Source organism: Stenotrophomonas sp. S4 (assembly GCF_054187805.2).
In genome coordinates, this window is record NZ_CM196188.1 from 1528381 (window position 1) to 1554914 (window position 26534).

At 66.5% G+C, this 26534-nt stretch carries 22 protein-coding genes; 10 read left to right on the plus strand and 12 right to left on the minus strand.

Annotation, left to right across the window (positions count from 1 at the left end):
* Window positions 1-43: 43 nt before the first annotated feature.
* The 6 genes from ACUZUJ_RS06975 to aptA all read right to left on the minus strand — a co-directional run bounded on the left by ACUZUJ_RS06975 (window position 44) and on the right by aptA (window position 6264).
* On the minus strand, window positions 44-373 hold the full coding sequence (locus ACUZUJ_RS06975) for a DUF3325 domain-containing protein (RefSeq protein ID WP_101765210.1): 330 nt from the start codon (window positions 371-373) through the stop codon (window positions 44-46).
* Window positions 370-2007 (minus strand): PepSY-associated TM helix domain-containing protein, encoded by a 1638-nt coding sequence (locus ACUZUJ_RS06980; protein ID WP_101765211.1) that lies wholly within the window; start codon window positions 2005-2007, stop codon window positions 370-372. The genes ACUZUJ_RS06975 and ACUZUJ_RS06980 overlap by 4 nt, the downstream gene beginning before the upstream one ends.
* Window positions 2004-2318 carry a DUF3649 domain-containing protein gene (locus tag ACUZUJ_RS06985; RefSeq protein WP_049446157.1) on the minus strand — a complete coding sequence of 105 codons (315 nt, stop codon included), beginning with the start codon at window positions 2316-2318 and terminating at the stop codon, window positions 2004-2006. The genes ACUZUJ_RS06980 and ACUZUJ_RS06985 overlap by 4 nt, the downstream gene beginning before the upstream one ends.
* A gap of 246 nt (window positions 2319-2564) precedes the next feature.
* The gene (locus tag ACUZUJ_RS06990; protein ID WP_049446155.1) at window positions 2565-3851 is read right to left on the minus strand and encodes a DUF445 domain-containing protein; all 1287 of its coding nucleotides are present in this window, start codon (window positions 3849-3851) and stop codon (window positions 2565-2567) included.
* Window positions 3852-3969: 118 nt separating this feature from the next.
* Entirely contained in the window at window positions 3970-4848 is an 879-nt protein-coding gene (locus tag ACUZUJ_RS06995; RefSeq protein ID WP_458220125.1) for a ParB N-terminal domain-containing protein, read from the minus strand.
* A gap of 63 nt (window positions 4849-4911) precedes the next feature.
* Complete coding sequence (gene aptA, locus ACUZUJ_RS07000; RefSeq protein WP_101765212.1) at window positions 4912-6264, minus strand: omega-aminotransferase AptA; 1353 nt, start codon at window positions 6262-6264, stop codon at window positions 4912-4914.
* 104 nt (window positions 6265-6368) lie between these two features.
* On the opposite strand from aptA, the gene ACUZUJ_RS07005 reads away from it, so the two are divergent.
* Together ACUZUJ_RS07005 and ACUZUJ_RS07010 are read left to right on the plus strand one after the other, a co-directional pair.
* On the plus strand, window positions 6369-7865 hold the full coding sequence (locus tag ACUZUJ_RS07005; protein ID WP_458220126.1) for an aldehyde dehydrogenase: 1497 nt from the start codon (window positions 6369-6371) through the stop codon (window positions 7863-7865).
* Window positions 7866-7999: 134 nt separating this feature from the next.
* Window positions 8000-9301 (plus strand): MFS transporter, encoded by a 1302-nt coding sequence (locus tag ACUZUJ_RS07010; protein ID WP_049446145.1) that lies wholly within the window; start codon window positions 8000-8002, stop codon window positions 9299-9301.
* On the opposite strand, the gene ACUZUJ_RS07015 is transcribed toward ACUZUJ_RS07010, so the two are convergent.
* The 3 genes from ACUZUJ_RS07015 to ACUZUJ_RS07025 form a co-directional block, all read right to left on the minus strand.
* Window positions 9282-9743, minus strand: coding sequence for a bacteriohemerythrin (locus tag ACUZUJ_RS07015; RefSeq protein WP_049446143.1), 462 nt, complete (start codon window positions 9741-9743; stop codon window positions 9282-9284). The genes ACUZUJ_RS07010 and ACUZUJ_RS07015 overlap by 20 nt on opposite strands.
* Before the next feature lie 85 nt (window positions 9744-9828).
* The gene (locus tag ACUZUJ_RS07020; RefSeq protein ID WP_458220127.1) at window positions 9829-11172 is read right to left on the minus strand and encodes a diguanylate cyclase; all 1344 of its coding nucleotides are present in this window, start codon (window positions 11170-11172) and stop codon (window positions 9829-9831) included.
* Window positions 11173-11277: 105 nt separating this feature from the next.
* On the minus strand, window positions 11278-12846 hold the full coding sequence (locus ACUZUJ_RS07025; protein WP_101766388.1) for an MASE1 domain-containing protein: 1569 nt from the start codon (window positions 12844-12846) through the stop codon (window positions 11278-11280).
* 261 nt (window positions 12847-13107) lie between these two features.
* On the opposite strand from ACUZUJ_RS07025, the gene ACUZUJ_RS07030 reads away from it, so the two are divergent.
* Window positions 13108-13587: a hypothetical protein gene (locus ACUZUJ_RS07030; protein WP_049446137.1), complete on the plus strand. Its 480-nt coding sequence runs from the start codon at window positions 13108-13110 to the stop codon at window positions 13585-13587.
* A gap of 99 nt (window positions 13588-13686) precedes the next feature.
* On the opposite strand, the gene ACUZUJ_RS07035 is transcribed toward ACUZUJ_RS07030, so the two are convergent.
* The 3 genes from ACUZUJ_RS07035 to ACUZUJ_RS07045 form a co-directional block, all read right to left on the minus strand.
* Window positions 13687-15276 (minus strand): MASE1 domain-containing protein, encoded by a 1590-nt coding sequence (locus ACUZUJ_RS07035; RefSeq protein WP_053085943.1) that lies wholly within the window; start codon window positions 15274-15276, stop codon window positions 13687-13689.
* A 205-nt stretch (window positions 15277-15481) separates the two neighbouring features.
* On the minus strand, window positions 15482-17086 hold the full coding sequence (locus tag ACUZUJ_RS07040; RefSeq protein ID WP_458220128.1) for an MASE1 domain-containing protein: 1605 nt from the start codon (window positions 17084-17086) through the stop codon (window positions 15482-15484).
* 82 nt (window positions 17087-17168) lie between these two features.
* The gene (locus ACUZUJ_RS07045; RefSeq protein ID WP_458220129.1) at window positions 17169-18446 is read right to left on the minus strand and encodes an NAD(P)/FAD-dependent oxidoreductase; all 1278 of its coding nucleotides are present in this window, start codon (window positions 18444-18446) and stop codon (window positions 17169-17171) included.
* A gap of 161 nt (window positions 18447-18607) precedes the next feature.
* Between ACUZUJ_RS07045 and ACUZUJ_RS07050 the strand changes: the two genes are divergently transcribed.
* From ACUZUJ_RS07050 to ACUZUJ_RS07080, 7 genes are all read left to right on the plus strand, one after another.
* Window positions 18608-19369, plus strand: coding sequence for a gamma-glutamyl-gamma-aminobutyrate hydrolase family protein (locus ACUZUJ_RS07050; protein ID WP_049446129.1), 762 nt, complete (start codon window positions 18608-18610; stop codon window positions 19367-19369).
* Entirely contained in the window at window positions 19366-20763 is a 1398-nt protein-coding gene (locus ACUZUJ_RS07055; RefSeq protein ID WP_014036577.1) for a glutamine synthetase family protein, read from the plus strand. The genes ACUZUJ_RS07050 and ACUZUJ_RS07055 overlap by 4 nt, the downstream gene beginning before the upstream one ends.
* 91 nt (window positions 20764-20854) lie before the next feature.
* On the plus strand, window positions 20855-21964 hold the full coding sequence (locus tag ACUZUJ_RS07060) for a polyamine ABC transporter substrate-binding protein (protein WP_014036578.1): 1110 nt from the start codon (window positions 20855-20857) through the stop codon (window positions 21962-21964).
* A gap of 189 nt (window positions 21965-22153) precedes the next feature.
* Window positions 22154-23290, plus strand: coding sequence for an ABC transporter ATP-binding protein (locus ACUZUJ_RS07065; RefSeq protein WP_049446127.1), 1137 nt, complete (start codon window positions 22154-22156; stop codon window positions 23288-23290).
* Window positions 23287-24219 carry an ABC transporter permease subunit gene (locus ACUZUJ_RS07070; protein WP_134951114.1) on the plus strand — a complete coding sequence of 311 codons (933 nt, stop codon included), beginning with the start codon at window positions 23287-23289 and terminating at the stop codon, window positions 24217-24219. Before ACUZUJ_RS07065 ends, ACUZUJ_RS07070 begins: the two co-directional genes overlap by 4 nt.
* Complete coding sequence (locus ACUZUJ_RS07075) at window positions 24216-25058, plus strand: ABC transporter permease subunit (protein WP_005408823.1); 843 nt, start codon at window positions 24216-24218, stop codon at window positions 25056-25058. The genes ACUZUJ_RS07070 and ACUZUJ_RS07075 overlap by 4 nt, the downstream gene beginning before the upstream one ends.
* Before the next feature lie 83 nt (window positions 25059-25141).
* Window positions 25142-26506 carry an NAD-dependent succinate-semialdehyde dehydrogenase gene (locus ACUZUJ_RS07080; RefSeq protein WP_458220130.1) on the plus strand — a complete coding sequence of 455 codons (1365 nt, stop codon included), beginning with the start codon at window positions 25142-25144 and terminating at the stop codon, window positions 26504-26506.
* Window positions 26507-26534: the final 28 nt, after the last annotated feature.

Sequence of the window (26534 nt, forward strand, 5' to 3'; positions counted from 1 at the left end):
ATCCCTTGCGCTGCGCGAAAGGGATCCGACCCCGGTGGCTCTGCTACAGCACTGCCACCAGCAGCCCCATCACCGGCAGTGCGATCGCCAGCGCGGCGATCCACTTCGGCCGGTACGGGTACAGCCCGAACGACAGCGCCACGCCGCCCAGTGTCATCGTGCCCAGCCACAGCACCGGGCCCATCGCCCAGCCATGGTCGACCACGCACAGCGCGAACGCCACCGTCAGCAGGGCCCAGCCCAGCACCCGCCATTGCGTGCGCCGTGCCGGCGAGGCGGCAGCCTTGCCGTGCAGGTCGTGCTGGTGCTTTTCCATCGCCAGCGACAACGCGGTGAACGCAGAGAACGACAGGGTCAACGCCAGCAGCATCATGCGCTGGCCTCCGCTTCGGCGGTGTCCGCAGCGTCCACCGGGGCCTTGGGTGCCGCCGCGGCGGCGGCACGCTTCTTCTTCTCGGCTGCAGACAGCGGTGGCGTCCAGCGCTGCATGCGCCAGCCGCACAGCGCCAGCATCGCACCGAACGCGATCATCGACAGATCGACGCCGGCCAGTACCCAGTCACCATTGCGCAGGGTGACGCCAAGGTGGGCGTGCGTGGTCAGCGCGTTGACCACCGGCACCAGCGCGAATGCGGCCGCGCCCAGGTACAGCTGCCAGGCCCACATCATCCGCTTCGGCCAGATGAAGGCGGCCAGCAGCGCACCGCCCCACGCGTAGAAGAACACATTGGCCTCGGCGCTGGAGCGTTCGGCGATGTCCAGCGGCAGCAGGCGGTTGCCCCAGAAGTAGGCGGCGAAGGCGATCGGCAGCCCGGCCACGGTGCCGATGTTCAGTGCATCGACCAGGCGCAGGCCGAAGCCGGTACGGCCGCTCTTGGCGTGCTTGGGCCGTTCCTTCACTGCCCACAGCACCACGCCGCTGGCCACCATCAGGCAGCCGACCAGGCCGGACAGGAAGAACAGTGCGCGCAGGCCCCAGTCGGCGAAGCGCGCCAGGTGCAGGCCATACAGCACGCCACGGGTGGCGGTGGCGCCGCCGGAAGGGGGCGTTTCCTCCAGCAACGTGCCATTGACCATGTCGTAGCGCAGCGCCGGGGTGTCGGTGGACAGGCGCTTGCCGTCGCGCTGGCGGATGTCGATCACGGCATTGGCCGCGCCCGGGTTGGACACGGTGAAGCCGGCTACTTCCACGCCGTGCCAATGCGCGCGTGCGCTGTCCAGCAGCTGCGCGATCGGCAGCGGCGTGGCGCGGCCTTCGGCGGGCGCGGTCACCTCCGGCATGCCGCCGAAGGCTTCGCTGAAGAACTTGTCCTCGTCCTGCGGGTAGGCGACTTTCACCCCCCACGGCAGGTACATGATCATCAGGGTGACGATGCCGGTGTAGGTGATCATCGCGTGGTACGGCAGCGCCATCACCGCACTGACGTTGTGGAAATCGAGCCAGGAACGCAGGCCCTTGTCCTTGCGGAAGGTGAAGAAGTCCTTGAAGATTTTCTTGTGGGTGATGACGCCGGTGATGATCGCCACCAGCATGAACATCGCGCAGAAGCCGACCAGGTAGCGCGCCCACAGCACCGGGATGTAGTGCAGGTCGAAATGCAGGCGGTAGAAGAAGTCACCGCCCCGGGTTTCGCGCGCCTTCAGTGCCTGGCCGGTGTTCGGGTCCAGCGTGGCATCACCAAAACCACCGCGGCGGCCACGACTGGGATCGGCCAGCTCCGGTGGCAGCCGCCAGAACATCTGCATCGCCGGGTTGCGCGGCTGCGGCAGGGTGACGAACCAGTTCTCGGCCTGCGTGGCGTTGGCCTGCAGGTAGTCCACCGCGCGCTGCGCGGCGACATCGATGCTGACCTTGCTGGACGGCAGTTCCGGTCGCATCCAGCGGCTGATTTCTTCGCGGTAGTAGCTGGCCGTACCGGCCATGAAGATCAGCAGCAGCAACCAGCCGACCAGCAGGCCGGTCCAGGTGTGCAGCCAGGCCATCGACTGTCGGAATCCGTTCTTCATGCCCAGGCCCCCAGCAGGCGCGCCATGGCGGCCATCAGCAGCGCGGGCGCGAGGATGCCAACCCACGCACGCAGCGCGCTGCGGGTGGCGAACGCCCACAGCGCTGCGCAGGCGGCCACCAGGATGGCCAGCAGCATGCCGGTCAGCACGGTCTGGCCACGTGCGCCGGGCAGCGCCACCGCGCAGAACACGCTGGTCACCGAGGCCAGCGCGTAGCCGCCGAAGATCGCGGCCAGCGAGCGTGACAGCACGCCCCAGCGCGGATTGGAGAAGAAGGTGCGGGGGCTGGCGGTTGCGGGCGAGCGGTCCACGGCGTTCCTGCAGGTAGGAGAGGGGATGGAACGCGTCCGCGGCCCCCTTGCGCCCTGCGCATGTCGCCAAGCGTGTCCCATCGACGAAGCACTGCCCGCGCAGACGGGCAATCCAGAGGTCGGGGATGTACACGGGCGATGGGCGCGTCTTCCGCACCCGATTGGCTAAGCGTACAACCGATCAGTAAATGATAGGCATTCGCATTTTATGAATCAAGCGTGATGACCCGGAGGGCGCGCTGAGGCCTAGAACCTGAACACCACCGTCGCCGCATGCAGCAACAGGCCGATCAGCCCGCCGACCAGCGTGCCGTTGAAGCGGATGAACTGCAGGTCGCGGCCCACGCTCAGTTCCAGCTGTTCGACCAGGTGCCGCTCGTCCCAGCTCTTCACGGTCTGCGCGATATGCGTGGTCACGCCTTCGCGCAGGCGGCCGGTCAGGCGCTGCGCGCCTTCCAGCAGGTGCTGGTTGAGGGCATCGCGCAGGGCCGGGTCGGCCTGCAGGCTGCTGCCCAGCGAGGCGAGGCTGCGCTGCAGGTGGCCGACCAGCGCCGAGTCCTCGCGCTGCAGGTCGGCGCGCAGGCTGGCATGGATGCGCGCCCACAGCCCCTGCACGTACTCCTGCAGGGCGGGGTGGTCGATCATTTCCTGCTTGAGCTGTTCGATGCGCTCGGCCAGGGCCGGATCCTCGCGCAGGCGCTGCACGTAGTTCTGCAGCCAGGTCTCGTAGTCCTGGCGCAGTGGATGCTGCGGCTCGGCCAGTACCTGCTGCAGTTCTTCCAGCACCGCCCGCGCCAGGCGCTCGGCCAGGCTGTCACCGATCTCATCGATCGGCTTCACCCAGTTCACCGTGCTCGACAGCGTCGGCCATTCGCGCTGGATGTAACGCACGATCAGCTGCGAGGCGCGTTCCTTGACCTCTGGCTGTTCCAGCCAGCGGCCGAGCCGCTGCAGGCCCTCGTCCAGCACGCGCTGGTGGCGCCCATCGGCGGTCAGCAGGGCCAGCAGTTCACCGGCGGTGGCGGCGGCATTCCACTGCCGCAGCTGCTGCACCACGAAGGCATGCAGCTGCCGGCGCACCGCGGTTTCATCGAAGAAGTCCAGCGCCTGCAGGGCCCAGCCACGGGCCATGTCGGCCAGCATCCGCGAGCGCGCCGGGTCGGCCAGCCAGCTGCCGAGGCGGCTGGCCGGATCGAACACCTGCAGCTTGGCCAGCAGCACACCCGGTTCCAGGAACTGGTCGCGCACGAACAAGGCGAGGCTGTCGCCGATGCGTTCCTTGCTGCGCGGGATGATGGCGGTGTGCGGAATCGGCAGGCCCATCGGCCGCCGGAACAGGGCGACGACCGCGAACCAGTCGGCCAGTGCACCGACCGCAGCCGCCTCGCAGAACGCCGAGACCCAGGCCCAGATACCGCGTTCGCCCTGCCAGTGGCTGACCGCGAAACCGGCCAGCATCAACAGCAGCAGGCCCAGCGCGAGGGCTTTCAGGCGCCGCAGCTGAGCGCGGCGCGGATCGTTGGCAGGCGTCATGCCGGAAGTCTAACCGGCACGGCATGAGCATCCGGTAGTGCCGGCCGCTGGCCGGCATCCGCAACGCACCCGGAACGTTCATGGGGTTGCCGGCCAGCGGCCGGCACTACCCGCGGGTTCAGAGCGCTTCGAGCTGCTTGCGCAACGCAGCCAGCTGCGCGCGCAGGGTGTCGTTCTCGCGGGTCAGGGCGACCACGCGACGGCGCAGGGCCGGTGCATCCTCGCCCAGCTGTTCCAGTGCGGACAGCACTTCGGCATCGCGGCTGGCGATCTCGTCCTCATCCGCCTCCTCGAAATCCATCTCGGCCGGTTCAGGCTTCGGTGCGCGCGGCTTGCGCTTGGATTCGCGCACGCGCTTGGCGGCCTGCTTCAGCTCGTCCTTGCCGCCGGCGGCAGCGGCGCGCTGTTCGTCTTCCGGCAGGTCGGCCACGGCGGCGGCGGCGCTGATCGAGATCATGCCGGCCTTCACTGCTTCCACCACCTCGGCCGCGGCCTGGGCGTGGATGCGTTCGATCATGCCGACCTGGCTGGTGCTCAGCTTGGCCTCGCGGGCCAGCTCGGCGCGGCTGATCTTCGGTGCCGGTTCCCACGGCGGGCTGTCCTCACCCGCGTCCTCGACGGCCTCGGCGGTGCCGTCGCTCTCGCGCTGCAGTTGCGACTGCTCGACCTGCTTGCGGGCGGCCAGGATGTCGCGCTTGCGCAGCGCCAGCACGCCGCGCTGGAAGTCGGACACGCTGCGGCGGCCCAGGTGCTGTTCGATCATCCACAGGTGCACGTCTTCCATGCTCTGGAAGCGGGTGTTCTGCACGGTGTTGAAGGGCAGGCCATGCTTCTGGCAGATGCCGAAGCGGTTGTGGCCGTCGACCAGCACATCGCCCCACAGCACCAGCGCATCGCGGCAGCCTTCGGCCAGGATGCTGCGCTCCAGCGCGTCATGTTCGTCCGCGGTCAGCGGGTCGATGTAGGCCTTGAGTTCTTCTTTGACGACGATATCCATGGGCACGGCAGCGAGCAGGAGCGGAACCGCCCATTGTACCCGCTCGCCACCCCCGGCCCGGGCTCAGGCGGTGGCCCGGATCATCTCGCCCAGGGTGCCGGTGATCTGGTCGATCTGCGCCTTGTCCACGATCAGTGGCGGCGACAACGCAATGATGTCGCCGGTACAGCGCACCAGCAGCCGGCCGTCCTGGAAGCAGCGCCGGAACACCTCATAGCCACGGCTGCCGGGGGTATCGCGGCGCGGCGCCAGCTCGACCGCGCCGACCAGCCCGAAGTTGCGGATGTCGATCACGTTGGGCAGGCCCTGCAGCGCATGCAGCCGTTCCTGCCAGTACTCACCCAGTTCGATGGCACGTTCGAACAGGCGCTCCTCGGCATAGACCTCCAGTGTGGCCAGCGCCGCTGCACAGGCCAGCGGGTGCCCCGAATAGGTATAGCCATGGAACAGCTCGATGGCCTGTGGCGGTGCCTGCATCAGGGGTGCATGCACGGCGTCGCTGGCCAGCACGCCACCCAGCGGTACCGCGCCGTTGCTGACCGCCTTGGCGAAGGTTAGCAGGTCCGGAGTGACCCCGAAGCGCTGCGCGGCGAAGGGCATGCCGACCCGGCCGAAGCCGGTGATGACCTCGTCGAACACCAGCAGGATGCCGTGGTGGTCGCAGAGTTCGCGCAGGCGCTGCAGGTAGCCCGGCGCGGGCAGGATCACTCCGGCCGAACCGGCGATGGGTTCAACGAACACGGCGGCGATCGTCGAGGCATCGTGCAGCGCGATCAGCCGTTCCAGGTCGTCGGCCAGCTCCGCGCCCTGGCGTGGCAGGCCCCTGCTGAACGCATTGCGCTGCAGGTCCAGGGTATGCCGCAGGTAGTCGACGCCGCCCAGCTGCAGGCCGAACGCTTTGCGGTTGTTGGGCAGTCCGCCCAGCGCCATGCCGCCGAAACCGACCCCGTGGTAGGCCTTTTCGCGGCTGATGAAGCGGGTGCGCTGGCCCTCGCCACGCTGGCGGTGATAGGCCAGCGCGATCTTCATCGCGGTATCCACCGCCTCGGACCCGGAGCTGGTGAAGAACACATGGTTGAGCGGGGCAGGTGCCAGCGCGGCCAGCCGCTGCGCCAGCGCGAAGGCCGGCGGCGAGCCCATCTGGAAGGCCGGCGAGTAGTCGAGGGTGCGTGCCTGCTCGACGATGGCCTCGACGATGCGCGGTCGCGCGTGGCCGGCGTTGCAGCACCACAGGCCGGCGGTGCCATCGAGGATCTGGCGGCCGTCGACATCTTCGTAATGCATGCCTTCGGCGCGTACCAGCATGCGCGGGGCGGCCTTGTACTGGCGGTTGGCGGTGAACGGCATCCAGTACGCGTCCAGTGACTCAGGGCGCTGGGTGGCCAGCTCGTGCAGGTCGCTTTCGGGACGCTTCATGCCAGCTCCATCGGGTCCGATGCGACGAATGTAGCGCAGCCGCGTCACGGCGGAGTCGCGGCGTCCCCGGTATAACCAAGGCTTGTTGAATGTTGGAGCTTCCCATGGCCAATTTCCCCGACCGCAGCCACTGGCAGGCGCTGGCCCTCCAGCTGTCGATACCCGGCCAGGCCTTCATCGACGGCCGTTACGCCGACGCCGCCAGCGGCGCCCGTTTCGACTGCATCAGCCCGATCGACGGACGTGTGCTGGGGACGGTTGCCGACTGCGACGCGCAGGACGTGGAGCGTGCGGTACTGGCCGCGCGGCGCAGCTTCGAGGCGGGGCACTGGTCACAGGCCAGTCCGGCCCACCGCAAGCGCGTACTGCTGGCGCTGGCCACACTGGTGGAAACGCACGCCGATGAACTGGCCTTGTTGGAAACCCTGGACATGGGCAAGCCGGTGCGTGACGCGCGCCGCATCGACCTGCCGGGCGTGGTGCGCTGCCTGCGCTGGACGGCCGAGGCCGTGGACAAGCTGTATGGCGAGGTCGCGCCCACCGGTCCGCACGAACTGGGACTGGTCACCCGCGAGGCGGCGGGCGTGGTGGCGGCCATCGTGCCGTGGAATTTCCCGCTGCTGATGGCCTGCTGGAAGATCGCGCCGGCGCTGGCGATGGGCAACTCGGTGGTGCTCAAGCCTTCCGAGCGCTCGCCCCTGAGTGCGCTGCGGCTGGCGGCGCTGGCCGCCGAGGCCGGGTTGCCGGAGGGCGTGCTGAACGTGCTGCCGGGCCACGGTGCGCGCGTCGGTGAACCACTGGCCCTGCACATGGACGTGGATGTGCTGGCGTTCACCGGCTCCACGGCCACCGGCGCCAGGCTGCTGGAGTATTCCGGCCGGTCCAACCTCAAGCGGGTCTGGCTGGAGTGTGGCGGCAAGAGCCCGCACGTGGTGTTCGCCGACGCCCCCGACCTCGATGCGGCGGCCAAGGGCGTGGCGCAGGGCATTTTCTTCAACCAGGGCGAAGTCTGTACCGCCGGTTCGCGGTTGCTGGTACAGCGCTCGATCCGCGAAGATTTCGTGCACCAGGTGGTTGCCTACGGCCAGCACATGCAGCCACACCACCCGCTTGACGCCGACGCACCGATGGGTGCGCTGGTGGATGCCGCCCATCTGCACAAGGTAATGGGGGATATCGCGCGCGCCGAAAGCGAGGGCGCCCGCTTGCTGCTGGGCGGTCATCGTGCCGACGTCGAGGCAGGCGGTTGCTATGTGCAGCCCACCGTGTTCGATCAGGTGAGCCCCGACCAGGCACTGGCGCGCGAGGAAGTGTTCGGGCCGGTGCTGGCGGTGCTGGGCTTCGACGACGAAGCCGAAGCGGTGCGCCTGGCCAACGACAGCCGCTACGGACTGGCCGCCGGTCTTTGGACGCGCGATCTGAGCCGTGCCCATCGCGTCGCACGCCAACTGCGCGCGGGTAGCGTATGGGTGAACGGCTGGGATGGCGGCGACATGACTGCACCGTTCGGTGGTTACAAGCAGTCCGGCAACGGGCGGGACAAGTCACTGCATGCGTTCGACAAGTACAGCGAGATCAAGGCCACCTGGATCCAGTTGTAACGACGCGGCTGCTCGACGCTACAGAAGAATGGCGCCTGCCTCCCTCGTTGGCATCGGTGTCGGCTGAAACCATCGTCCCGTGCGGCCACCGGCCCGTGGCAGAATCGGGCGATCCGCCGTTACCCGTGTTGCCGATGTCGACGATCACCGCTGCCGCACCGCCCGTGAATTCTCCCCGCCGTGTCCTGCTGGCCAGCCTGATCGGCACCACCATCGAATTCTTCGATTTCTACATCTACGCCACGGCCGCGGTGCTGGTGTTCCCGCACCTGTTCTTCCCGGACAGCAGCGAACAGGCGGCCCTGCTGCAGTCACTGGCGACCTTCGCGGTGGCGTTCATCGCACGCCCGGTCGGCTCGGCGGTGTTCGGCCACTTCGGTGACCGCATCGGCCGCAAGGCCACCCTGGTCGCCGCGTTGCTGACCATGGGCCTGTCCACGGTGCTGATCGGTTTGCTGCCGACTCACGCGCAGATTGGCCTGTGGGCCCCCGCGCTGCTGGCGCTGTGCCGTTTCGGCCAGGGCCTGGGGCTGGGCGGTGAGTGGGGCGGGGCGGTGCTGCTGGCCACCGAGAATGCACCGCCGGGCAAGCGCGCCTGGTACGGCATGTTCCCGCAGCTGGGTGCGCCGCTCGGCTTCCTGCTGTCAGCCGGCATCTTCCTGGTGCTGGGCCGCTGCCTGAGCCAGGCTGATTTCCTGCAGTGGGGCTGGCGCATCCCGTTCGTGGCCAGCGCGCTGCTGGTCGGCCTCGGCCTGTGGGTGCGGCTGAACATCCACGAGACCCCCGACTTCAAGAAGGCGCTGGAACGCAAGGCGCCGGTGCGGTTGCCGATGCTGACGGTGCTGCGTGACCACCCGGTGCCGATGCTGCTGGGCACGCTGGGTGCGTTCGCCACCTTCGTGCTGTTCTACCTGATGACCGTGTTCAGCCTCGGCCATGGCACCGCCGTGCTGGGCTACAGCCGCGAGCAGTTCCTGCTGATGCAGATGGCCGGCATGCTGTTCTTCGCGCTGGGCATCCCGTTGTCGGCGCGCTATGGCGACCGCTGGGGCACGCGTCGCACGATGATCGTGGCCAGCGTGCTGATCATTGGTTTCGGCGTGCTGTTCGCACCGCTGTTCCAGCCGCACAGCCCCTGGCTGGTCACGGCGTTCCTGTGCCTGGGCCTGTTCCTGATGGGGCTGACCTACGGCCCCTGCGGCACCTTCCTGGCCGAGATCTACCCGGTGGAAGTGCGCTACACCGGCGCCTCGCTGTCATTCAACCTGGCCGGCATCCTGGGGGCGGCACCGGCGCCTTACCTGGCCACCTGGCTGGCCGAACGCTTCGGCCTGGTCGCGGTCGGCTACTACCTGTGCTTGACTGCGGCAGCGACCCTGTGCGCGCTGGTGGCATTGCACCGGCGCGCGCTGCGGCTCAGCCAAAGAAGCGCTTGAGCGTGCGCCCCAGCCAGCCGCCGCCCTGGTGTTCGCGGGCGAACTGGTTCAGGTGCGCCTTGACCTGTTCGGCGTAGGCCTGGTCATCGCCGCGGATGTGGTTGAACAGCCAGCGCGAGAGCATGGTGCGCAGCTCGTCGCTGATGTCCTCGCCGGCCTGGAAGCGCATGCGGTACTCCGATACCCGCTTGATGAAGACCTCATGCACGCGCTTGTGCGCGGCACAGAACGGATAGCCGGCTTCTTCCATCAGCTCTTCCTCGAACGCGAAGTGCGACATGGTGTAGTCGACCACTTCATCGATCACTTCGCCGACCGCCGTACGCTGCATGCTGGCCTGGGCCACGTGCAGGTGGTTGAGCATCTCGATGATGCGGCGGTGTTGCTGATCGATCACATCGATGCCGATGTTCAGATCGTCCTGCCAGACCAGTAGTGCCATCCCCGGCTCCCCTTCATGCGTATGTCGGGGTCGACTGTAGGGCTGCCGTGCGCGGACGGCGTTGATCTGGATCAAAGCGAGCCGGTCAGGTCAGCGCAGGCTCGCGTGGACGCAGCGGGCTGGCCACCGTGGTGTAGCTGACCCGGTTGCGGCCGCCGGCCTTGGCCAGGTACAGCTGGCGGTCGGCCTCGGAGATCAGCCGGTGCAGTGCATCGCGCTGCGGGCGCAGGCAGCACAGGCCGATGCTGACCGTCATGCGCAGGGTGGCAGTGCCGATGTCCACTTCCAGCGCGGCGATGCGCTGGCGCAGTTCCTCGAAGTACTGCAGTGCCTCGTCCTGTTCCATGTCCGGCACCAGCAGGCAGAACTCCTCGCCACCGAAGCGTGCGATCAGGTCCTGGCTGCGGGCGTGCGCGGCCACCGCACCGGCGACCGCACGCAGCGCGTCGTCGCCGGCCTCGTGGCCGTAGGTATCATTGATGTGCTTGAAGTGGTCGATGTCGATCATCGCCACCGCTACGCATTGGCCGTGCAGCTGCAGCTGCGGCAGCTGGCGCTGGCTCTGTTCCAGGAAGCAGCGACGGTTGGGCAGGCCGGTGAGGAAATCGCGGGTGGCCAGGTCCTGCAGGGTGCCGATCAGTTCCAGCTGGTCGACGTTCTGCGAGACGCGGCAGAAGAACTCCTCGCGCGAGAATGGCTTGCGCAGGAAGTCGTTGGCGCCGTTCTTCAGGAAGCGTGGGATCAGCGAGGCGTCGGTGTTGCCGGAAATGCCGATCACCGCCACCTTGTCGCGCGAGCGCAGGGTGCGCAGGCGTCGGGTGAACTCCACGCCCTGCATGCCGGGCATTTCCTGGTCGACCACCGCCAGGCGGATCGCAGGATGCGCCTCGATCGCGGCCAGGCCCTCGTTGCCGTCAGCGGCCTCGTGCACCTCGTGGCCGTACATGCGCAGCAGGGCCGCGGCATAGCCGCGCGCGGACGGCGAGTCGTCCACCACCAGCGCAGCGATGCGGCGGTTGCGTTCCAGCCGCTGCACCAGCCACACCAGGTAGTCGATGCTGCCCGGGGTATTCTTCAGCACGTAGTCGATGATCTGCTGCTGCAGCACGCGCTTGCGCAGGTCCTCGTCGTAGACGCTGCTGACCACCACGGTGGGCAGGCCGCGCTTGAGGAAGAACTCAACCACCGCATCGCGGTCGCCATCGGCCAGCACCAGCCCGGTCAGTACCAGGAACCAGCCCCCATCCTCGCTCAGCAGGCGATCGGCCTCGGCCAGGGTGGAGGCGATCACCACCGGCAGTTCCAGGCGCTGCTCGATGGCCTCGCGCAGCATGCCGGTGAAGGCACGGGAGTTTTCGACCAGCAGGATCCGCTGCGGCAGCGGATCGGCCAGGTCGCCATCGACGGCGGCCTGCGGCAGGACGGGCATGATGCGGTGGCTCACGAGGGAGGGCTCGGCACGGATAGCGGCGGTTTCGGGCGCAACTTTAGGCCAATGCACCGAACGGCGCACGCCACGCCGGGGAGGTTGGAGCTAGGCGAACTCGGAGCGTCGCGCGCTGTCACCCACGGGCAGGGACGGCAGGGATTCGCTGAGTATGACCGTGATTCGATGGCGACGACATTGCAGCACGCCGTCGTAGGCAATCAGGCGACCGCTGAGCCGATCAATCAGTGCAGCTTCGGTGGCCGACGCCAATGGACGGCCGCGATCCAACAGTGCGATGTTCAACATGATGCCGCGACGCTGGCCGAGCCTGCCGCAACGCGCCTGGAGGTGCATCTGCCCCGGCTCATGACTCAGCATCACCGGCACTGCATCGATCAGCAGGCGAAAGGCTGATAGTTGCAGGCCCACGCTCAACTGGCAGGGGTCGCCGGAGAATTGTGGTCGACTCATGCGGCCGGTGGAGTCCCAACCGTCCCGTACGCCGCTGGCTTGCAAGCTGAGGTAAAGCCCGATCTGCTCAATTGCAGTTGGGTAGACCATGCTGGCCTGTTGGCGGAATTGCCATGAATGCGTTGCAGATGTCTGAACCAGATCTGCGGCGATATCGTGGTGACCATGCGTCTTGAGCCAGTCAACGACACCTTGCACCGACATATCCATGCCGTCGCCGATTGATTTCAGCTCCAGTGCCCGTGAACGCAGCGCCTGCTCACCGGCCAGGTGTGAGGCGCGCGCCAGTTCTACCGTGTTCCGGCCACTATCTTCATGCTCCTGGTACTTGCGTTGGTAGTGGCTGATACCAGATCCCAACGCGAGCAGCGCGACGCTTATTACGCAAAGGCTCTGCTGCGTGGAGAAGGCTCCCAGATCAAACGAAGCGGGTAGTCCAGTGCTTGGTGTAGATGCGAGCACGATCAGATTCAGTAGCGGCACTGCGATTGCCGCGCCGCGCCAACCATGCAGGAAGGCAAGTGAGATTGCCGGGAGCGAAGCCATCAGGACGAGTTGCTCGCGGGTGGTGTTGGCCGCAGCCGGTGTCAGCTTCATTGCCAATCCAAGCGCCATGATCAGTGCGATGGCTGTGGCGGTGAAAGCAACGAAGCGGGTGCTCCATGCTGGTTCGGAGTGACGTCGCAGCCAGAGCAGTGCCAGTGGGGCAAGCGTAAGGATGCCGGTGGTTTGGCCTAGCAGAGTACGTCCCACCCGCTCGAGCATCATTTCCGGGTCTGGGCCTGGCCACAGCAGACGCGCAAGTCCCATGTTCAGCAGACTGACTGCAATGCCTGCGGAGAACGACAGGGAGAGCAGCCATAGTCCGCCCGCGGTAGGGATATGCCTGCGATGGAAATGCACGATCAGCATTGCCACGGGCATCAGGCCAATCGAGCCCAGAATGACCCAGGCCAGCCCATGAGTTGTCGCCATCGGCACGCGAATCTGCGCGAAGTAGGCATATTCGCCTAGTAGTAGATACGGCCACAGGCGCGGGGGCGTCAGCAGAAGTGCGGCAATCCGCACGCCTGCAGGCAGGTAGAACTGGTCAAGCGACATCTGCCGGGTGACAAGGCAGGCAACGGCATAAACGACGGCTATGAAGAAGCCTGTGGGACGCAGGCGGACGTCTATCTGGATTCCATCCTTCCACCAGCTCACTGTTGACCCCCGGCTCAGTTGAGACTCATCGTCCCGCCGCTGCATGACTTGACCAGCGCGAAGGTATCGGCAGATGTCAAGCGGTGCAACGGCCCGGTGGGCACTTCCCTCGGGAACACTGGCCACGACGCCTGCGATGGCACCCCCATGGGAGCACCGGTATGCTGCGGATATCTGGGCTTTGACTGTTTCTGTGGACGATTCCATCCGGTCAGGAAGTGGTGTTTCGCCCTTCGACCGAGGTCAACGCGGAGCGCCTGGATGCAGTACTTCAATCCAACCATGGAGATGCCTGTGAGATTTTCCCGATTTTCCGTTGCGGCGACTACTGCAGTCCTGTTGTCCCTGCCTATGCTGGCTTCAGCCTCCTGCTGCACGACCGGAGGCAATGGTGTTCAGACGGCAAACGCCGGCCTGGGCGAAAGCCAGCCTGTTGCTGTCAATTCGAGTTTGGATCCGGCCTGGTTCGTCTATGCCTTCCAGCGCGATGGTGTGACGTACTACCAGGTCAATGATTCCGTGGGCCAGGTGGTCCTGATCATCGGCAATATCGATTCCACGTTCTGGACCCTGCCTGCAGGAAATGCGGCGGTCCGCGTCTCGTTGCCGTCGCAGCGGTTGGCGGTGCCGGCGACGGCGCGCAGGCGTCTGGTATTCCAGGCATCGGACTTCTCGTTGGCCGTCCATGGGGAAGGTCAGGGGGCAATCTGGTCCGTAGAGCCTGCCGCCAGCGGAAAGTGAAAGACCCGGGTTGGCAGACAGGATGCCTGCGGCGGCCTGGAGCCGTCGCAGGTTACCGTTTCCTACCGCCTCGATGATGTGTACTGGCGGTGCTGCGAATCAGTACTTGGCCGGCATATCAATCGGCGCAACTGCCTGTGGCTGCACGCTGTCGCCCAGCATCTCCCGGGGAGCATCCCGCATGACTATCCGGATCCGGTTGCCCAGGCAGTCGACTGAGCCTGAGTAGGCCTGTGTACGTGCAGATAGACGGTCAATTGCCAGACTGACGGTTGCGGACGCCAATGTGCTCCTGCGGTCGAGCATCGCCACCGTGATCAGGATCCCCTTGTGTCGTCCCGAGCGTCCGCAGCGGGCTCGGAGCTGGATCTGGCCCCGTTCTTCCTTGAGCAGCAGAGACACGGATTCGGCCAGGACACGATAGGCCGCAAGTTGCAGTCCTATGCCCAGCTGGCAGGGGTCGCCCTGAAGTACCGGGCGGACCACGCGATGGCTGTCTTCCCAGGCTTCGCTCAAGCCTCCTGCCCGAAGGGCAACATAGAGCCCCGCGTGTTCGAGCTCGGTGGGATAGACCATGCTGGTCAGCTCGCGGAACTTGCGCGAGCGTGAGGAAAATGTCCGCAGCAGGTCGATTGCCGGCCCTTCCTGGCCGTGAGTCCTGAGCAGCTTCAGCGTTTCGTCGAGGGCTGCTTCAATCTCGTCGGCAACCCTGCGCAGGCCGAGGGCCCGCTCGCGCAGGTCCATTTCACTGGCAAGATGAGCCGAACGCGAGAGCATGGTCGTCTGCGGCTCCTGCACCTGGGCTGGTGTGAACTGATGGTACTGATGGGTGATACGGGAACCTAGGGCCAGCAGGGTAGTGCCCGTGATCGCGATGATCTGTTGCGTGAAGAAGGTCGTCTGGTCGAACGACCCCGGCAGGCCGGTGCTGGGCATGGTCACGCTGAGAATCATGTTCATCAGTGGTACGCCTACAGCCGCACCGCGCCAGCCATGAAGGCATGTCAGTGCAATCACGGGCAATGTCATCAGCAACTGCAGGATTGCCCGTGCAGAGTCATCGCGCGCGCCGACCGTGGCGATGAGGATGCTGAGCGCACACAATGCGCAGAGCGCCACTATCGTGGGCCGCATCCGCCAGGCTGACCAGTCGTAGCCGGCATGACGACGGATCCACAGCAAGGCAAGGGGTGCCACGGTCAAGATGGCGATGTAGTCACCCAGCACAAAGAGTGCTGCATTGGTGTAGAACGGCATGGACGGCGGGACCGGCCAAAGCGCGTGGGAAAGGCCGAGCTTGAGGGCGCTGGCGATCAGTGCAGCCGACGCCGCGACGGAGAGCAGCCAGCTCTCGCTGGTGGATCCCATCGCCTTGCGGTGGAGATGGACGATCAAAGCGACAGCCGGCATCAGGCATGCCGAGCCGAGGATCACCCAGCTCATCCCGTACTCATCGATCATGGGATAGCGCAACTGTGCGAAGTACGCGTACTCACCCAGGATAAGGTATGGCCACAGCCGTGGCGGACACAGCAGCAGAGCGGCCACACGGATGCCGGCAGGCAGAAAGAACTGATCGACGGAGAAGTGACGCGCCCCCCAGCAGGCGACGGCATACAGCACAGCAAGAGCGAGGCCGACCGGTCGGATACGGAAGCTCAGTTCAAATCCACTCTTCAACCAACTCAAACTCAAGCCTCCCTTGCTCGTCCCGCGCCATCGCAGTCCCGGCGACACCGAATGCGTCCTTCAGCCTCGACAGTATCTGTTGATGCCGATGGGTGCAATCTTGCATGTTGGGGGACGCCAGGCGCACGCTCATCAGCTGTGAAGACGCCTCCGTTGGAAGTCACCAAGCGGCTGTGAAGTCCATCTCAGTTTTCTGCTCCGGGGGTCAGGTCCGTGAGGGAGGGACAATCGGGCCGAGCGAACTGTCCCGGTGGGCTTCACGAACGGGGCGGGACTCGGTATGGGGAGTGCCTACCGTCTCGATGAGGTGTATCCGGGCGCGATTGCTCCGGCATTGAATCGTGCCGCGGTATGCGAGCACGCGGCCGGTCAACTGATCTGTGACCATGGCCATTGTCGCCTGCGAAAGACGTTGGCGTGGATTGAGCGTGGCCGCAACGAGCAAGATGCCTTGCTGTGTGCCAAGGCGGCCGCAGCGCGCCCGCACAGTGAGCTGGCCGGATTCGTTGCCAAGCAGGATGGATATCGCCTCGACGATCGAGCGGTAGGCCGCCAACTGCAAGCCGGGACTGAGGGCGCAGGGATCGCCCATCAACCAGGGTTGATTGACTCGGTGGGTATTGCCCCACGCCTCGCGCACCCCACCTGCCTGCAGTGCCACGTACAGGCCCAGTCGTTCCAGCGCAGCGGGATAGATCATGCTGGCCTGGGCCCTGAACAGGCGCGAATGCACCTCCGACGTATGTCGCAGGCTATCGGCCACGGCGTGATGCCCCTGCGCATGCAACCAGTTCACCATCTCGTTCAGTGACAGGTCCATGCCATCGCCCAGCTGGCGCAGGTGCGCCGCCCGTTCACGCAGGTCCATCTCGCTGGCCAGGTGTGAATTCCGCGCAAGCTGCAGGGCTGCCCGGCCATCTTCCTCGCGCAACCGATGCTGGTTTTGGAAGTGGGTGATGCGTGCGCCCAGCAGCAGCAGGGCGATGCTGGCGATGGTCATGGCCTGTTGTGTGGCGAAGGTCGCCTGATCGAATGACGCGGGGTGGTCCGAAGGGGTACTCAAGCCAAGGATCATGTTCATGGCAGCGACGCCGATGGCCGCTCCACGCCATCCCAGGAGGCAGGTCAGGGCGATCGCGGGAATAGGCAGGATCAACAACAGCTGCAGGGAGCCCGGGGCCGTGATCGACGCAGGTACCGGCGTCGCCTGCAGGCCAATGACCAGCATGGCTCCGAGTGCTCCTGCCACGGCAGTAACGGACCGGGGCATCCATTGTTCCTCGGCGCGACGGATCCAGAGCAGTGCGAGTGGCGCCAGGATGAGGATGCCGGTGAAGTCGCCCAGTGCATAACGCAACACGTTGGTGATGAATGACGCTTCACGCAACGGTTCCCAGAGCAGGTAGGAAATTCCCAGGTTGAGCAGGCTGATGACCAGCGCGGCGCATATCGCAATGGAAATCACGCCGACGATCGTGGTGCGCGCCAGCAGCTTGCGGTGCAGGCGCACGATCAGCATTACGGCAGGCATCAGGAACACCGAGGCGAGGATCACCCAGGTCAGGTTGTATTTGCTGATCAGGGGGATGCGCAGATGCGCGAAGTAGGCGTATTCACCGATCAGCAGGTAGGGCCAAAGACGGGGCGGACACAGCAGCAGGGCGGCCACCCGCACGCCAGCAGGTAGGAAGAACTGGTCCAGCGACAGCTTGCGCGCAGCCCAGCAGGCGAGGGCATAGACCAGCGCCAGTGCCAGCCCCTCGGGGCTGACCCGTATCCTCACCAGCAGGCCGTCCTTCCACCACTGCATCCACGTGCTCCCCCAGCTCCTGAGCCGATTATGCAAACAAAGAGCGGCCATGGATCAAGTCATGGGGGCGGGAAGGCTTCGGCTACCACAACGCATCCCGCAACTTGTACCAGGACATCGCCGCCACCAGCAGCGGCGTGCGCAGCAGCCGGCCGCCGGGGAAGGGCGCATGGCGCAGGCGCTGGAACACGTCCAGGCGCTCGCTCTGCCCGGCGATGGCGGCGGCAATCACCTCGCCGGCCAGCCCGGCGGCGGCCACCCCATGGCCGGAGAAGCCCTGCGCGAAGTACAGGTTGCGGTCCAGCCGGCCCCAGTGCGGGGCGCGGTTGCGGGTAATGTCCACATAGCCGCCCCAGACCTGGTCCAGCGCCACGTCAGCCAACTGCGGAAACACCTCATGCATGCGCCGCTGCATCACCCCGCGCAGACCGGACGGCGGCAGTGCCGAATAGCTGGCGCGGCCGCCGAACAGCAGCCGGTGGTCGTGGCTGAGGCGGAAGTAGTCCAGTGCCCAGGCGGTGTCGGCCACGGCCATGTTGTTGCCGATCAGGGCACGGGCGCGCTCGGCGCCAAGCGGCTCGCTGGCGCCGATATAGGTGCCGACCGGCATGATGCACCGCTCCAGCTCGGGCAGCAGGCCCTGCAGCCACGCATTGCCGGCGACCACCAGGTGTGCGGCGCGCACGCTGCCCTGCGCGGTGTGCAGGGTGGGCTGCGGTCCACGCTGCACGCGGGTTACCGCCGAATGCTCGTGGATCACCACGCCGGCCGCGCGCGCCGCATCGGCCAGCCCACGCGCGTAGGCCAGTGGATGCAGGTGCGCGCTGAGTGGGTCGAACATCGCGGCGCGGTAGCGCGGGCTGTCCAGCTGCGCGCGCAGTGCATCGCGGTCCCACCACTGCATGGGGTAGTCGTAGTGGCGCTGCAGGTGCTCGCAGTTGGCACGCAGGTCGCGCTCATGGCGTTCGCGGATGGCAACGCTGGCATGGCCTTCCACCCAATGGCAGTCGATGCCATGGCGGTCGATGCGCGTACGCATGGCCTGCACCGCGTCGCGCGACCAGTCGAACAGGTGGCGCGCATCATCACGGCCGAGCTGGCGCTCCAGCTCGTCCACCTCGCAGCCATAGCCGACCAGCGCCTGCCCGCCGTTGCGGCCGGATGCGCCCCAGCCGATCCGCTGCGCTTCCAGCAGCACCACGCGCTGGCCACGGGCGGCCAGTTCCAGCGCGGCGGTCAGGCCGGTGTAGCCGGCGCCGAGCACCGCCACATCGGCCTGCACATCTCCCTGCAAAGGGGGCAGCGCGGCCGGCTCGGGGAGGCTGGCGGCGTACCAGCTGGGCGGGAAGGCGGCGCTCACTGCAGGCCTCGCGGGTGCAGTGCAGGAGGACGGAGCGGGGCAGGTCGATCAGCGTTCACCTGGCTAGTTTCGCCGATGCGTGACGGCTGTGGTGTGACGGCACCGACTTGCCGCCTTCGCCGGACGACGGGTAACGTGGCGGCACGCCAAGGAGTTTTCCCATGCGCCGCCTGCCCTGGGTGGGCCTGCCCACCGACAGCACCGTGCTCGGCCATCACCGTTTCGCGATGGCCGGCGAGAAGTACGTTCGCGCGCTGGCCGAGGCGGCCGAGGTGACCCCGGTGGTGTTGCCCAGCCTGCAGCCACCGCTGCCGGCCGGCAACTGGCTGCAGGGGCTGGATGGCCTGCTGCTGACCGGCGCGGTCAGCAATATCGAACCGCAGCACTACGAGGGTGGCCGCAGCTGGCCAGGCAATCCACATGACCCGGCCCGGGATGCCAATGCCTTTGCGTTGCTGCACGAGGCACTGGCACTGGATCTGCCGGTGCTGGCGATCTGCCGCGGTTTCCAGGAATTGAACGTCGCGCTGGGTGGCAGCCTGCATCCGCAGGTGCATGCGGTGCCCGGCCTGGCCGACCATCGCGAAGACCCGCAGGCGCCGGTGGAAGTGCAGTATGGGCCGGCCCATGCGGTGACCCTGGCCGCCGATGGCTGGCTGGCGCAGTGGCACGGCAGTGGCCGCGCGCAGGTCAATTCGGTGCACGGGCAGGGTATCGCCCGCCTGGCGCAGGGGCTGCGGGTGGAAGCCGTGGCCGACGATGGGCTGGTCGAAGCGGCACGCAGCCTGCACCATGGTTTCGTGCTCGGCGTACAGTGGCACCCGGAGTGGCGTGTCATGCAGGCGCCGTTCTATCACGCTATTTTCCGTGCGTTCGGCCAAGCTTGCCGGCAGCACCAACAGAACCGACTGGATTCCCGATGAGTTCCCGAACGCGCCCGCGCAAGACGGCCACGCCCCCCGCACCGCAGGAAAGCACGCTGCTGCGCTGGCTGAAGGAGCGGCGCATCACCGAGGTGGAATGCCTGGTGCCGGACATCACCGGCAACGCGCGCGGCAAGATCATTCCCGCCGACAAGTTCTCGCATGACTACGGTACGCGGCTGCCCGAAGGCATCTTCGCCACCACCGTCACCGGCGAGTTTCCCGATGACTACTACGAGCTGACCTCGCCGTCGGACTCGGACATGATGCTGCGCCCCGATCCGGATACGGTGCGGATGGTGCCGTGGGCGGCCGACGCCACCGCGCAGGTCATCCACGATTGCTACACCAAGAACGGCGAGCCGCATGAGCTGGCACCGCGCAACGTGCTGCGCCGCGTGCTGGCGGCCTATGCCGAACTGGGCCTGCGTCCGGTGGTGGCGCCGGAGCTGGAGTTCTTCCTGGTGCAGAAGAACACCGACCCGGACTTCCCGCTGCTGCCACCGGCCGGCCGCTCCGGGCGCCCGGAAACCGCGCGGCAGTCGTACTCCATCGATGCGGTCAACGAGTTCGACCCGATCCTCGACCTGATGTACGACTATGCCGATGCGATGAAGCTGGACGTGGACACCCTGATCCACGAATCCGGCGCGGCCCAGCTGGAAGTCAACTTCACCCACGCCGATGCGATGGACCTGGCCGACCAGGTGTTCCTGTTCAAGCGCACCATGCGCGAGGCGGCGATGCGCCACGGTGTCTATGCCACGTTCCTGGCCAAGCCGATGGAGAACGAACCGGGCAGTGCCATGCACATCCACCAGAGCCTGGTGCGGGTGAGCGATGGCAGCAACGTGTTCGCCGGCGAGACCGATGCCGAGGGCGAGTTCAGCCCGGTGTTCGGCCACTACCTGGGCGGCCTGCAGAAGTACGCACCGCAGGCGATGGCGTTCTTCGCGCCGAACGTGAACTCCTACCGCCGGCTGGTGTTCGGCGAAGTCTCGCCGAGCAACGTCCACTGGGGCTTCGACAACCGCACTTGCGGCCTGCGCGTGCCGCTGGATACGCCGGAGAACATGCGCGTGGAGAGCCGTTTCGCCGGGTCCGATGCCAATCCCTACCTGGCGATGGCCGCGACCCTGGCCTGCGGCCTGCTCGGCATCCGTGAGCGGCTGGCGCCGGATGCGCCGGTGACCGGCAGTGCCAAGGAACTGGGGTACAACCTGCCGCGCTCGCTGGGCGAGGCGCTGGACGGGCTGGAGCAGTGCAGCGAGCTGCAGGCCCTGCTGGGTGAGCGCTTCTGCCGGGCCTACATCTCGGTCAAGCGCAAGGAATACGAGACCTTTTTCCGCGTCATCAGCTCGTGGGAGCGCGAGTTCCTGCTGCTGAACGTCTGAGCATCCGGAATAGAAAAATCCGCCGCCGGGGGGTAGGCTGGCACCCGTCGCCGGCCCCGCCGGCCCCCCTTCCCGCATTCTGGAGCACCCGATGAAGCTGCGTATCCTCACGCTCGGCCTGGCCTCCGCCATGCTCGCCGCCTGCAGCGGTGGCAACGGCGGCGCGCAGGACAGCCAGGTCCTGAACGTCTACAACTACAGCGATTACATCGCCGAGGACACCATTCCGACCTTCGAGAAGGAGAGCGGGATCAAGGTGACCTACGATGTGTTCGACAGCGATGAGATGGTCGAGACCAAGCTGCTGGCCGGCAACAGCGGCTATGACGTGGTGGTGCCGACCCTGAACTTCTTCGGCCGCCAGATCCAGGCCGGCGTGTTCCTGCCGCTGGACAAGAGCAAGATCCCGAACCTGGCCAACCTCGATCCGGCGGTGATGAAGCGCATCGCCACCCAGGACCCGGGCAACCAGTACGGCGTGCCGTACATGATCGGCACCACCGGCATCGGCTACAACGTGGACATGCTGAAGCAGCGCTTCGGCGGCAGCGCCGACATCGCCAACAGCTGGGACCTGGTGTTCAAGCCGGAGAACATCAGCAAGATGAAGGACTGCGGCGTGACCATCCTGGACACGCCGGCGGACATGATCCCGATCGCACTGCATTACCTGGGTCTGGACCCGCACAGTGGCGACCCGGCCGAGCTGCAGAAGGCCGCCGACCTGCTGAAGTCGATCCGCCCGTACGTGCAGAACTTCCACTCCTCGCAGTACGTGGGTTCGCTGGCCAACGGCGGTACCTGCCTGGTGGTCGGCTGGTCGGGTGACATCATCCAGGCCCGCGACCGCGCCGAGGAAGCCAGCAATGGCGTGCACGTGGCCTATTCGATTCCGAAGGAAGGCGCACCGCAGTGGTTCGACATGCTGGCGATCCCGAAGGATGCCAAGCATCCGGAGGCGGCCTACGCCTTCATCAACTACCTGCTGCAGCCGAAGGTTGCCGCAGCCAACACCAACTTCATCCATTACGCCAACCCGGTGCCGACCGCGACCCCGCTGGTGGATGAGGCGATCCGTACCGACCCGACCATCTACCCGCCGGCCGACGTGGCCGAGAAGATGTTCACCTATTCGATCAACACGCCGGAGACCGACAAGCTCTACACCCGGCTGTGGACCGAGGTGAAGACCGGGCGCTAAGGGCTGGCTGGCAGGTGGGTGCCGACCGTTGGTCGGCATGCTTTTCCGGCAGGGCCGACCAACGGTCGGCCCCCACCAGATCTGCAGATCCCCCTGGCCCGGTGGGTGCCACCCGTTGCCGTCATATCCCCATCGGCCCCCGGCCGGTAGAATGGCGGCCGCTGTCCACCGCCCGCTCCCGGAGCCCCCATGCCCGTTGAAGCCCAGCCGGTAGCCACCGTCGTCGACACGACCGGTGCGCCCGGCTATCTCTCCATTCGTGACCTGCGCAAGGAATTCGACGGTTTCGTCGCCGTCGACGACGTCAACCTGGACGTGCGCAAGGGCGAGATCTTTGCCCTGCTCGGTGGCTCCGGCAGTGGCAAGTCGACCCTGCTGCGCTGCCTGGGTGGCTTCGAGACGCCCACCAAGGGCAGCATCACCCTCGATGGCCAGCGCCTGGACGCACTGCCGCCGTACCAGCGGCCGGTCAACATGATGTTCCAGTCCTACGCCCTGTTCCCGCACATGACGGTCGAGCAGAACATCGCCTTCGGGCTGAAGCAGGACGGCCTGGGCAAGGAGGCGATCAGCAAGCGCGTCGGCGAGATGCTGGAGCTGGTGCAGATGGGCCACCTGGGCAAGCGCAAGCCGCACCAGTTGTCCGGTGGCCAGCAGCAGCGCGTGGCGCTGGCGCGGTCGCTGGCCAAGGGGCCGAAGCTGCTGCTGCTGGACGAGCCGATGGGCGCGCTGGACAAGAAGCTGCGCTCGCAGATGCAGCTGGAGCTGGTCAGCATCATCGAATCGTCGGGCGTGACCTGCGTGATGGTCACCCACGACCAGGAAGAAGCGATGACCATGGCCACCCGCATCGCGGTGATGGATGCCGGCTGGATCCAGCAGGTCGGCAAGCCGGACGAGGTCTACGAGCAGCCGGCCAACCGTTTCGTTGCCGAGTTCATCGGTTCGGTCAACCTGTTCGACGGGGTGATCGACGAGGACCTGCCCGAGTACGTGACCGTGCGTTCGCCGCTGTTCCCGGCGCCGATCTACATCGCCCACGGCATCACCGGCTATGAAGGGCAGCCGGTCGCGTTCGCGCTGCGCCCGGAGAAGGTGATGATCGGCAAGGACGAGCCGGAAGGGCATACCAACAAGGCGCAGGGCGTGATCGAGGACATTGCCTACTTCGGCAGCCACTCGGTCTACCACGTGCGCCTGCCCAGCGGCGCCAAGGTGCTGGCCAACTTCGCCAACTCGCAGCGCTGGGCCAGCGATGGCCTGACCTGGGGCGACAGCGTATGGGTGCACTGGCGCGACAACGACGGCGTGGTGCTGACCTCATGAGCGTCGCCGGCCTGAAGCGCTGGCTGCCGGGGCTGCGTGCCACGGTGATCGGCATTCCGTACCTGTGGCTGCTGCTGTTCTTCGCAGTGCCGTTCCTGATCGTGCTGATGATCAGCTTCTCGCTCAGCCGGGTCGGCTCGCCGCCGTATACCTGGCTGCTGCAGTACGCGGACGGCGGCTTCTCGCTGAAGCTTAACCTGGAGAACTACCTCGCGCTGTTCCGTGATTCGATCTATGCGCAGGCGTTCCTCAGCTCGATCAAGATCGCGGCGATCTCCACCTTCCTCACCCTGCTGATCGGCTATCCGATGGCCTATGCGATCGCGCGCCTGTCGCCGGCCGCACGCAACGTGGCGATGATGCTGGTGGTGCTGCCGTCATGGACCTCGTTCCTGATCCGCGTGTATGCGTGGAAGGCGATCCTGGACCGCAACGGCCTGCTCGACCAGTTCCTGCAGTTCACCGGCCTGCAGTCGCTGATGACGTCGATGGGCCTGCCGAAACTGCAGTTGATCGACACCCCGACCGCCGCCTACATCGGCATCGTCTACTGCTACCTGCCGTTCATGGTGCTGCCGCTGTACGCCAACCTGGTCAAGCATGACCACCGCCTGCTGGAGGCGGCCTACGACCTCGGCGCCAAGCCATGGCAGGCGTTCCTGCGCATCACCTTGCCGCTGTCGAAGGCGGGCATCATCGCCGGCTGCATGCTGGTGATGATTCCGGCGGTGGGTGAATTCGTGATCCCGGAAATGCTGGGTGGCTCGGAGACGCTGATGGTCGGCCGCCAGCTGTGGAACGAGTTCTTCAACAACCGCAACTGGCCGGGCGCCTCGGCGATGGCGGTGGCGATGATCCTGCTGCTGCTGGTGCCGATCCTGTTGTTCAACCGTTCCCAGCAGCGCCTGCTGGAAGGGAAGCAGGCATGAGCCCGCGTTCCGCCAAGGGCCTGGGGCTGGGCGTGCTGCTGCTCGGCTTCGCCTTCCTGTACCTGCCGATCCTGCTGTTGATGTTCTATTCGTTCAACAGCTCGCGGCTGGCGATGGTCTGGGCCGGGTTCTCCACCCGTGCCTACAGCGACCTGTTCGCCGACCGCGCGCTGATGGATGCGATGTGGACCAGCCTGGTGGTGGCGTTCTGGACCGCCTGTACCGCCACCGTGCTGGGCACGCTGGCGGCGATGGTGATGACCCGTTTCAAGCGCTTCCGCGGCAAGCCGCTGTTCGGTGCGCTGGTCACCGCGCCGCTGGTGATGCCGGACGTGATCCTGGGCTTCTCGCTGATGGCGCTGCTGGCCTCGATGGGCGCGATTCCCGGCTTCCCGGCGCGTGGCCTGGCCACCATCTGGATCGCCCACGTCACCTTCACCCTGTGCTTCGTCACCGTGGTGGTGTCCTCGCGGTTGCAGGAAATGGACCTGTCGCTGGAAGAAGCGGCGATGGACCTGGGCGCCAGCCGGCTGACCGTGTTCGGCCGCATCACCCTGCCGATCATCGCACCGGCGCTGGTGGCGGGCTGGCTGCTGGCGTTCACCCTGTCGCTGGATGACGTGGTGGTGGCCAGCTTCGTGGCCACGCCGGGCTCGACCACGCTGCCGATGAAGGTGTTCGCATCGGTGCGCATGGGCATCAGCCCGAAGATCAACGCATTGGCCACGCTGCTGGTGTCGGCGGTGTCGATCGCCGCGGTGATCGGCTGGTACATCAATGCCCGCGCCGAGAAACGGCGCCAGCGCGACCTGCAGCTGGCACGGCAGGACAACGGCTGAGCCGGCGGCCTGCCGGCTGATCCGGCAACATCCGGCTCACGGGCAACCGCGCACAATGGGGATCTTCCAGATGGAGATCCCCCATGACCGTCGAGATTGTCGATCCGGCCACCGGCCTGGTGACCTACCGCCATGAACTGATGGGTGCTGCCGACATCGAGCAGCGCCTGCAGGCCGCTGCCGATGCCTTCCCCGGCTGGGCCGATCGCTCGTTGCAGGATCGCGGTGCCATCCTGCGCCGGATCGCCGCGCAGCTGCGCGCGCGCCGTGACGATCTGCAGCAGGCGATGACCCACGAGATGGGCAAGCTCAAGGCCGAAGCGCTGGCCGAGGTCGACAAGTGCGCCGCGGCCTGTGAGTACTACGCCGACCACGCGGCCGACTACCTCAAGCCGCAGCTGATCGACACCGAAGCCCAGCGCAGTTACGTGCGCTACGAGCCGATCGGCTGCGTGTTCGCGGTGATGCCGTGGAATTTCCCGATCTGGCAGGTGTTCCGTTTCCTCGCGCCGGCGTTCATGGCCGGCAACGTGGCCCTGCTCAAGCACGCCAGCAACGTGCCGCAATGTGCCGACCTGATCCTGGCGGTGTGCCGGGACGGAGGCCTGCCGGACGGCGTGTTCGACGTGCTGCACATCGACAATGACCAGGCCGCCGAGGTGCTGCGCGACACACGGGTGAAGGCGGTGACACTGACCGGCAGCGAGCGGGCAGGGCGCTCGATCGCCTCCAATGCCGGCAGCCAGCTGAAGAAGTCGGTGATGGAGCTGGGTGGCAGCGATGCCTTCGTGGTGCTCGATGATGCCGACCTCGACAAGACCGTGGCGGCGGCGGTGAAGTCGCGTTTCGACAACAGTGGGCAGACCTGCATCGCGGCCAAGCGCTTCATCGTGGTCGATGCGGTGGCCGATGACTTCACCCGACGCTTCGTTGAAGCGGCGGGCCAGCGCCAGTATGGCGATCCCAATGAGCGTGGCACCACGCTGGCGCCGATGGCGCGCGCCGACCTGCGCGATGAACTGCACAAGCAGGTGCAGGCCAGCGTGGCAAAAGGTGCGCGCATTCTGGTCGGCGGTGAGCCCATAGCCGGCACCCACGCCGGCTATCCGGCGACCGTGCTCGATCAGGTCGGTCCGGGCATGCCGGCCTACGACGAGGAACTGTTCGGGCCGGTGGCTGCGGTGATCAGGGTCAAGGACGAGGCTGAAGCATTGCGCGTGGCCAACGACACCCGCTTCGGCCTGGGCGGCAGCGTGTGGACGCGTGATCCAGTGCGAGGCGAGGCCTTCGCACAGCGCATGGAATGCGGCGCCGCGTTCGTCAACGCCATCGTCAAGAGCGACGCGCGGCTGCCGTTTGGCGGCAGCAAGCAGTCCGGTTTCGGTCGGGAGCTGGCCGACCACGGCATCCATGAGTTCATGAACATCAAGACCGTCTACGTGGCTTGATTCCCAACGGTAGTGCCGGCCGCTGGCC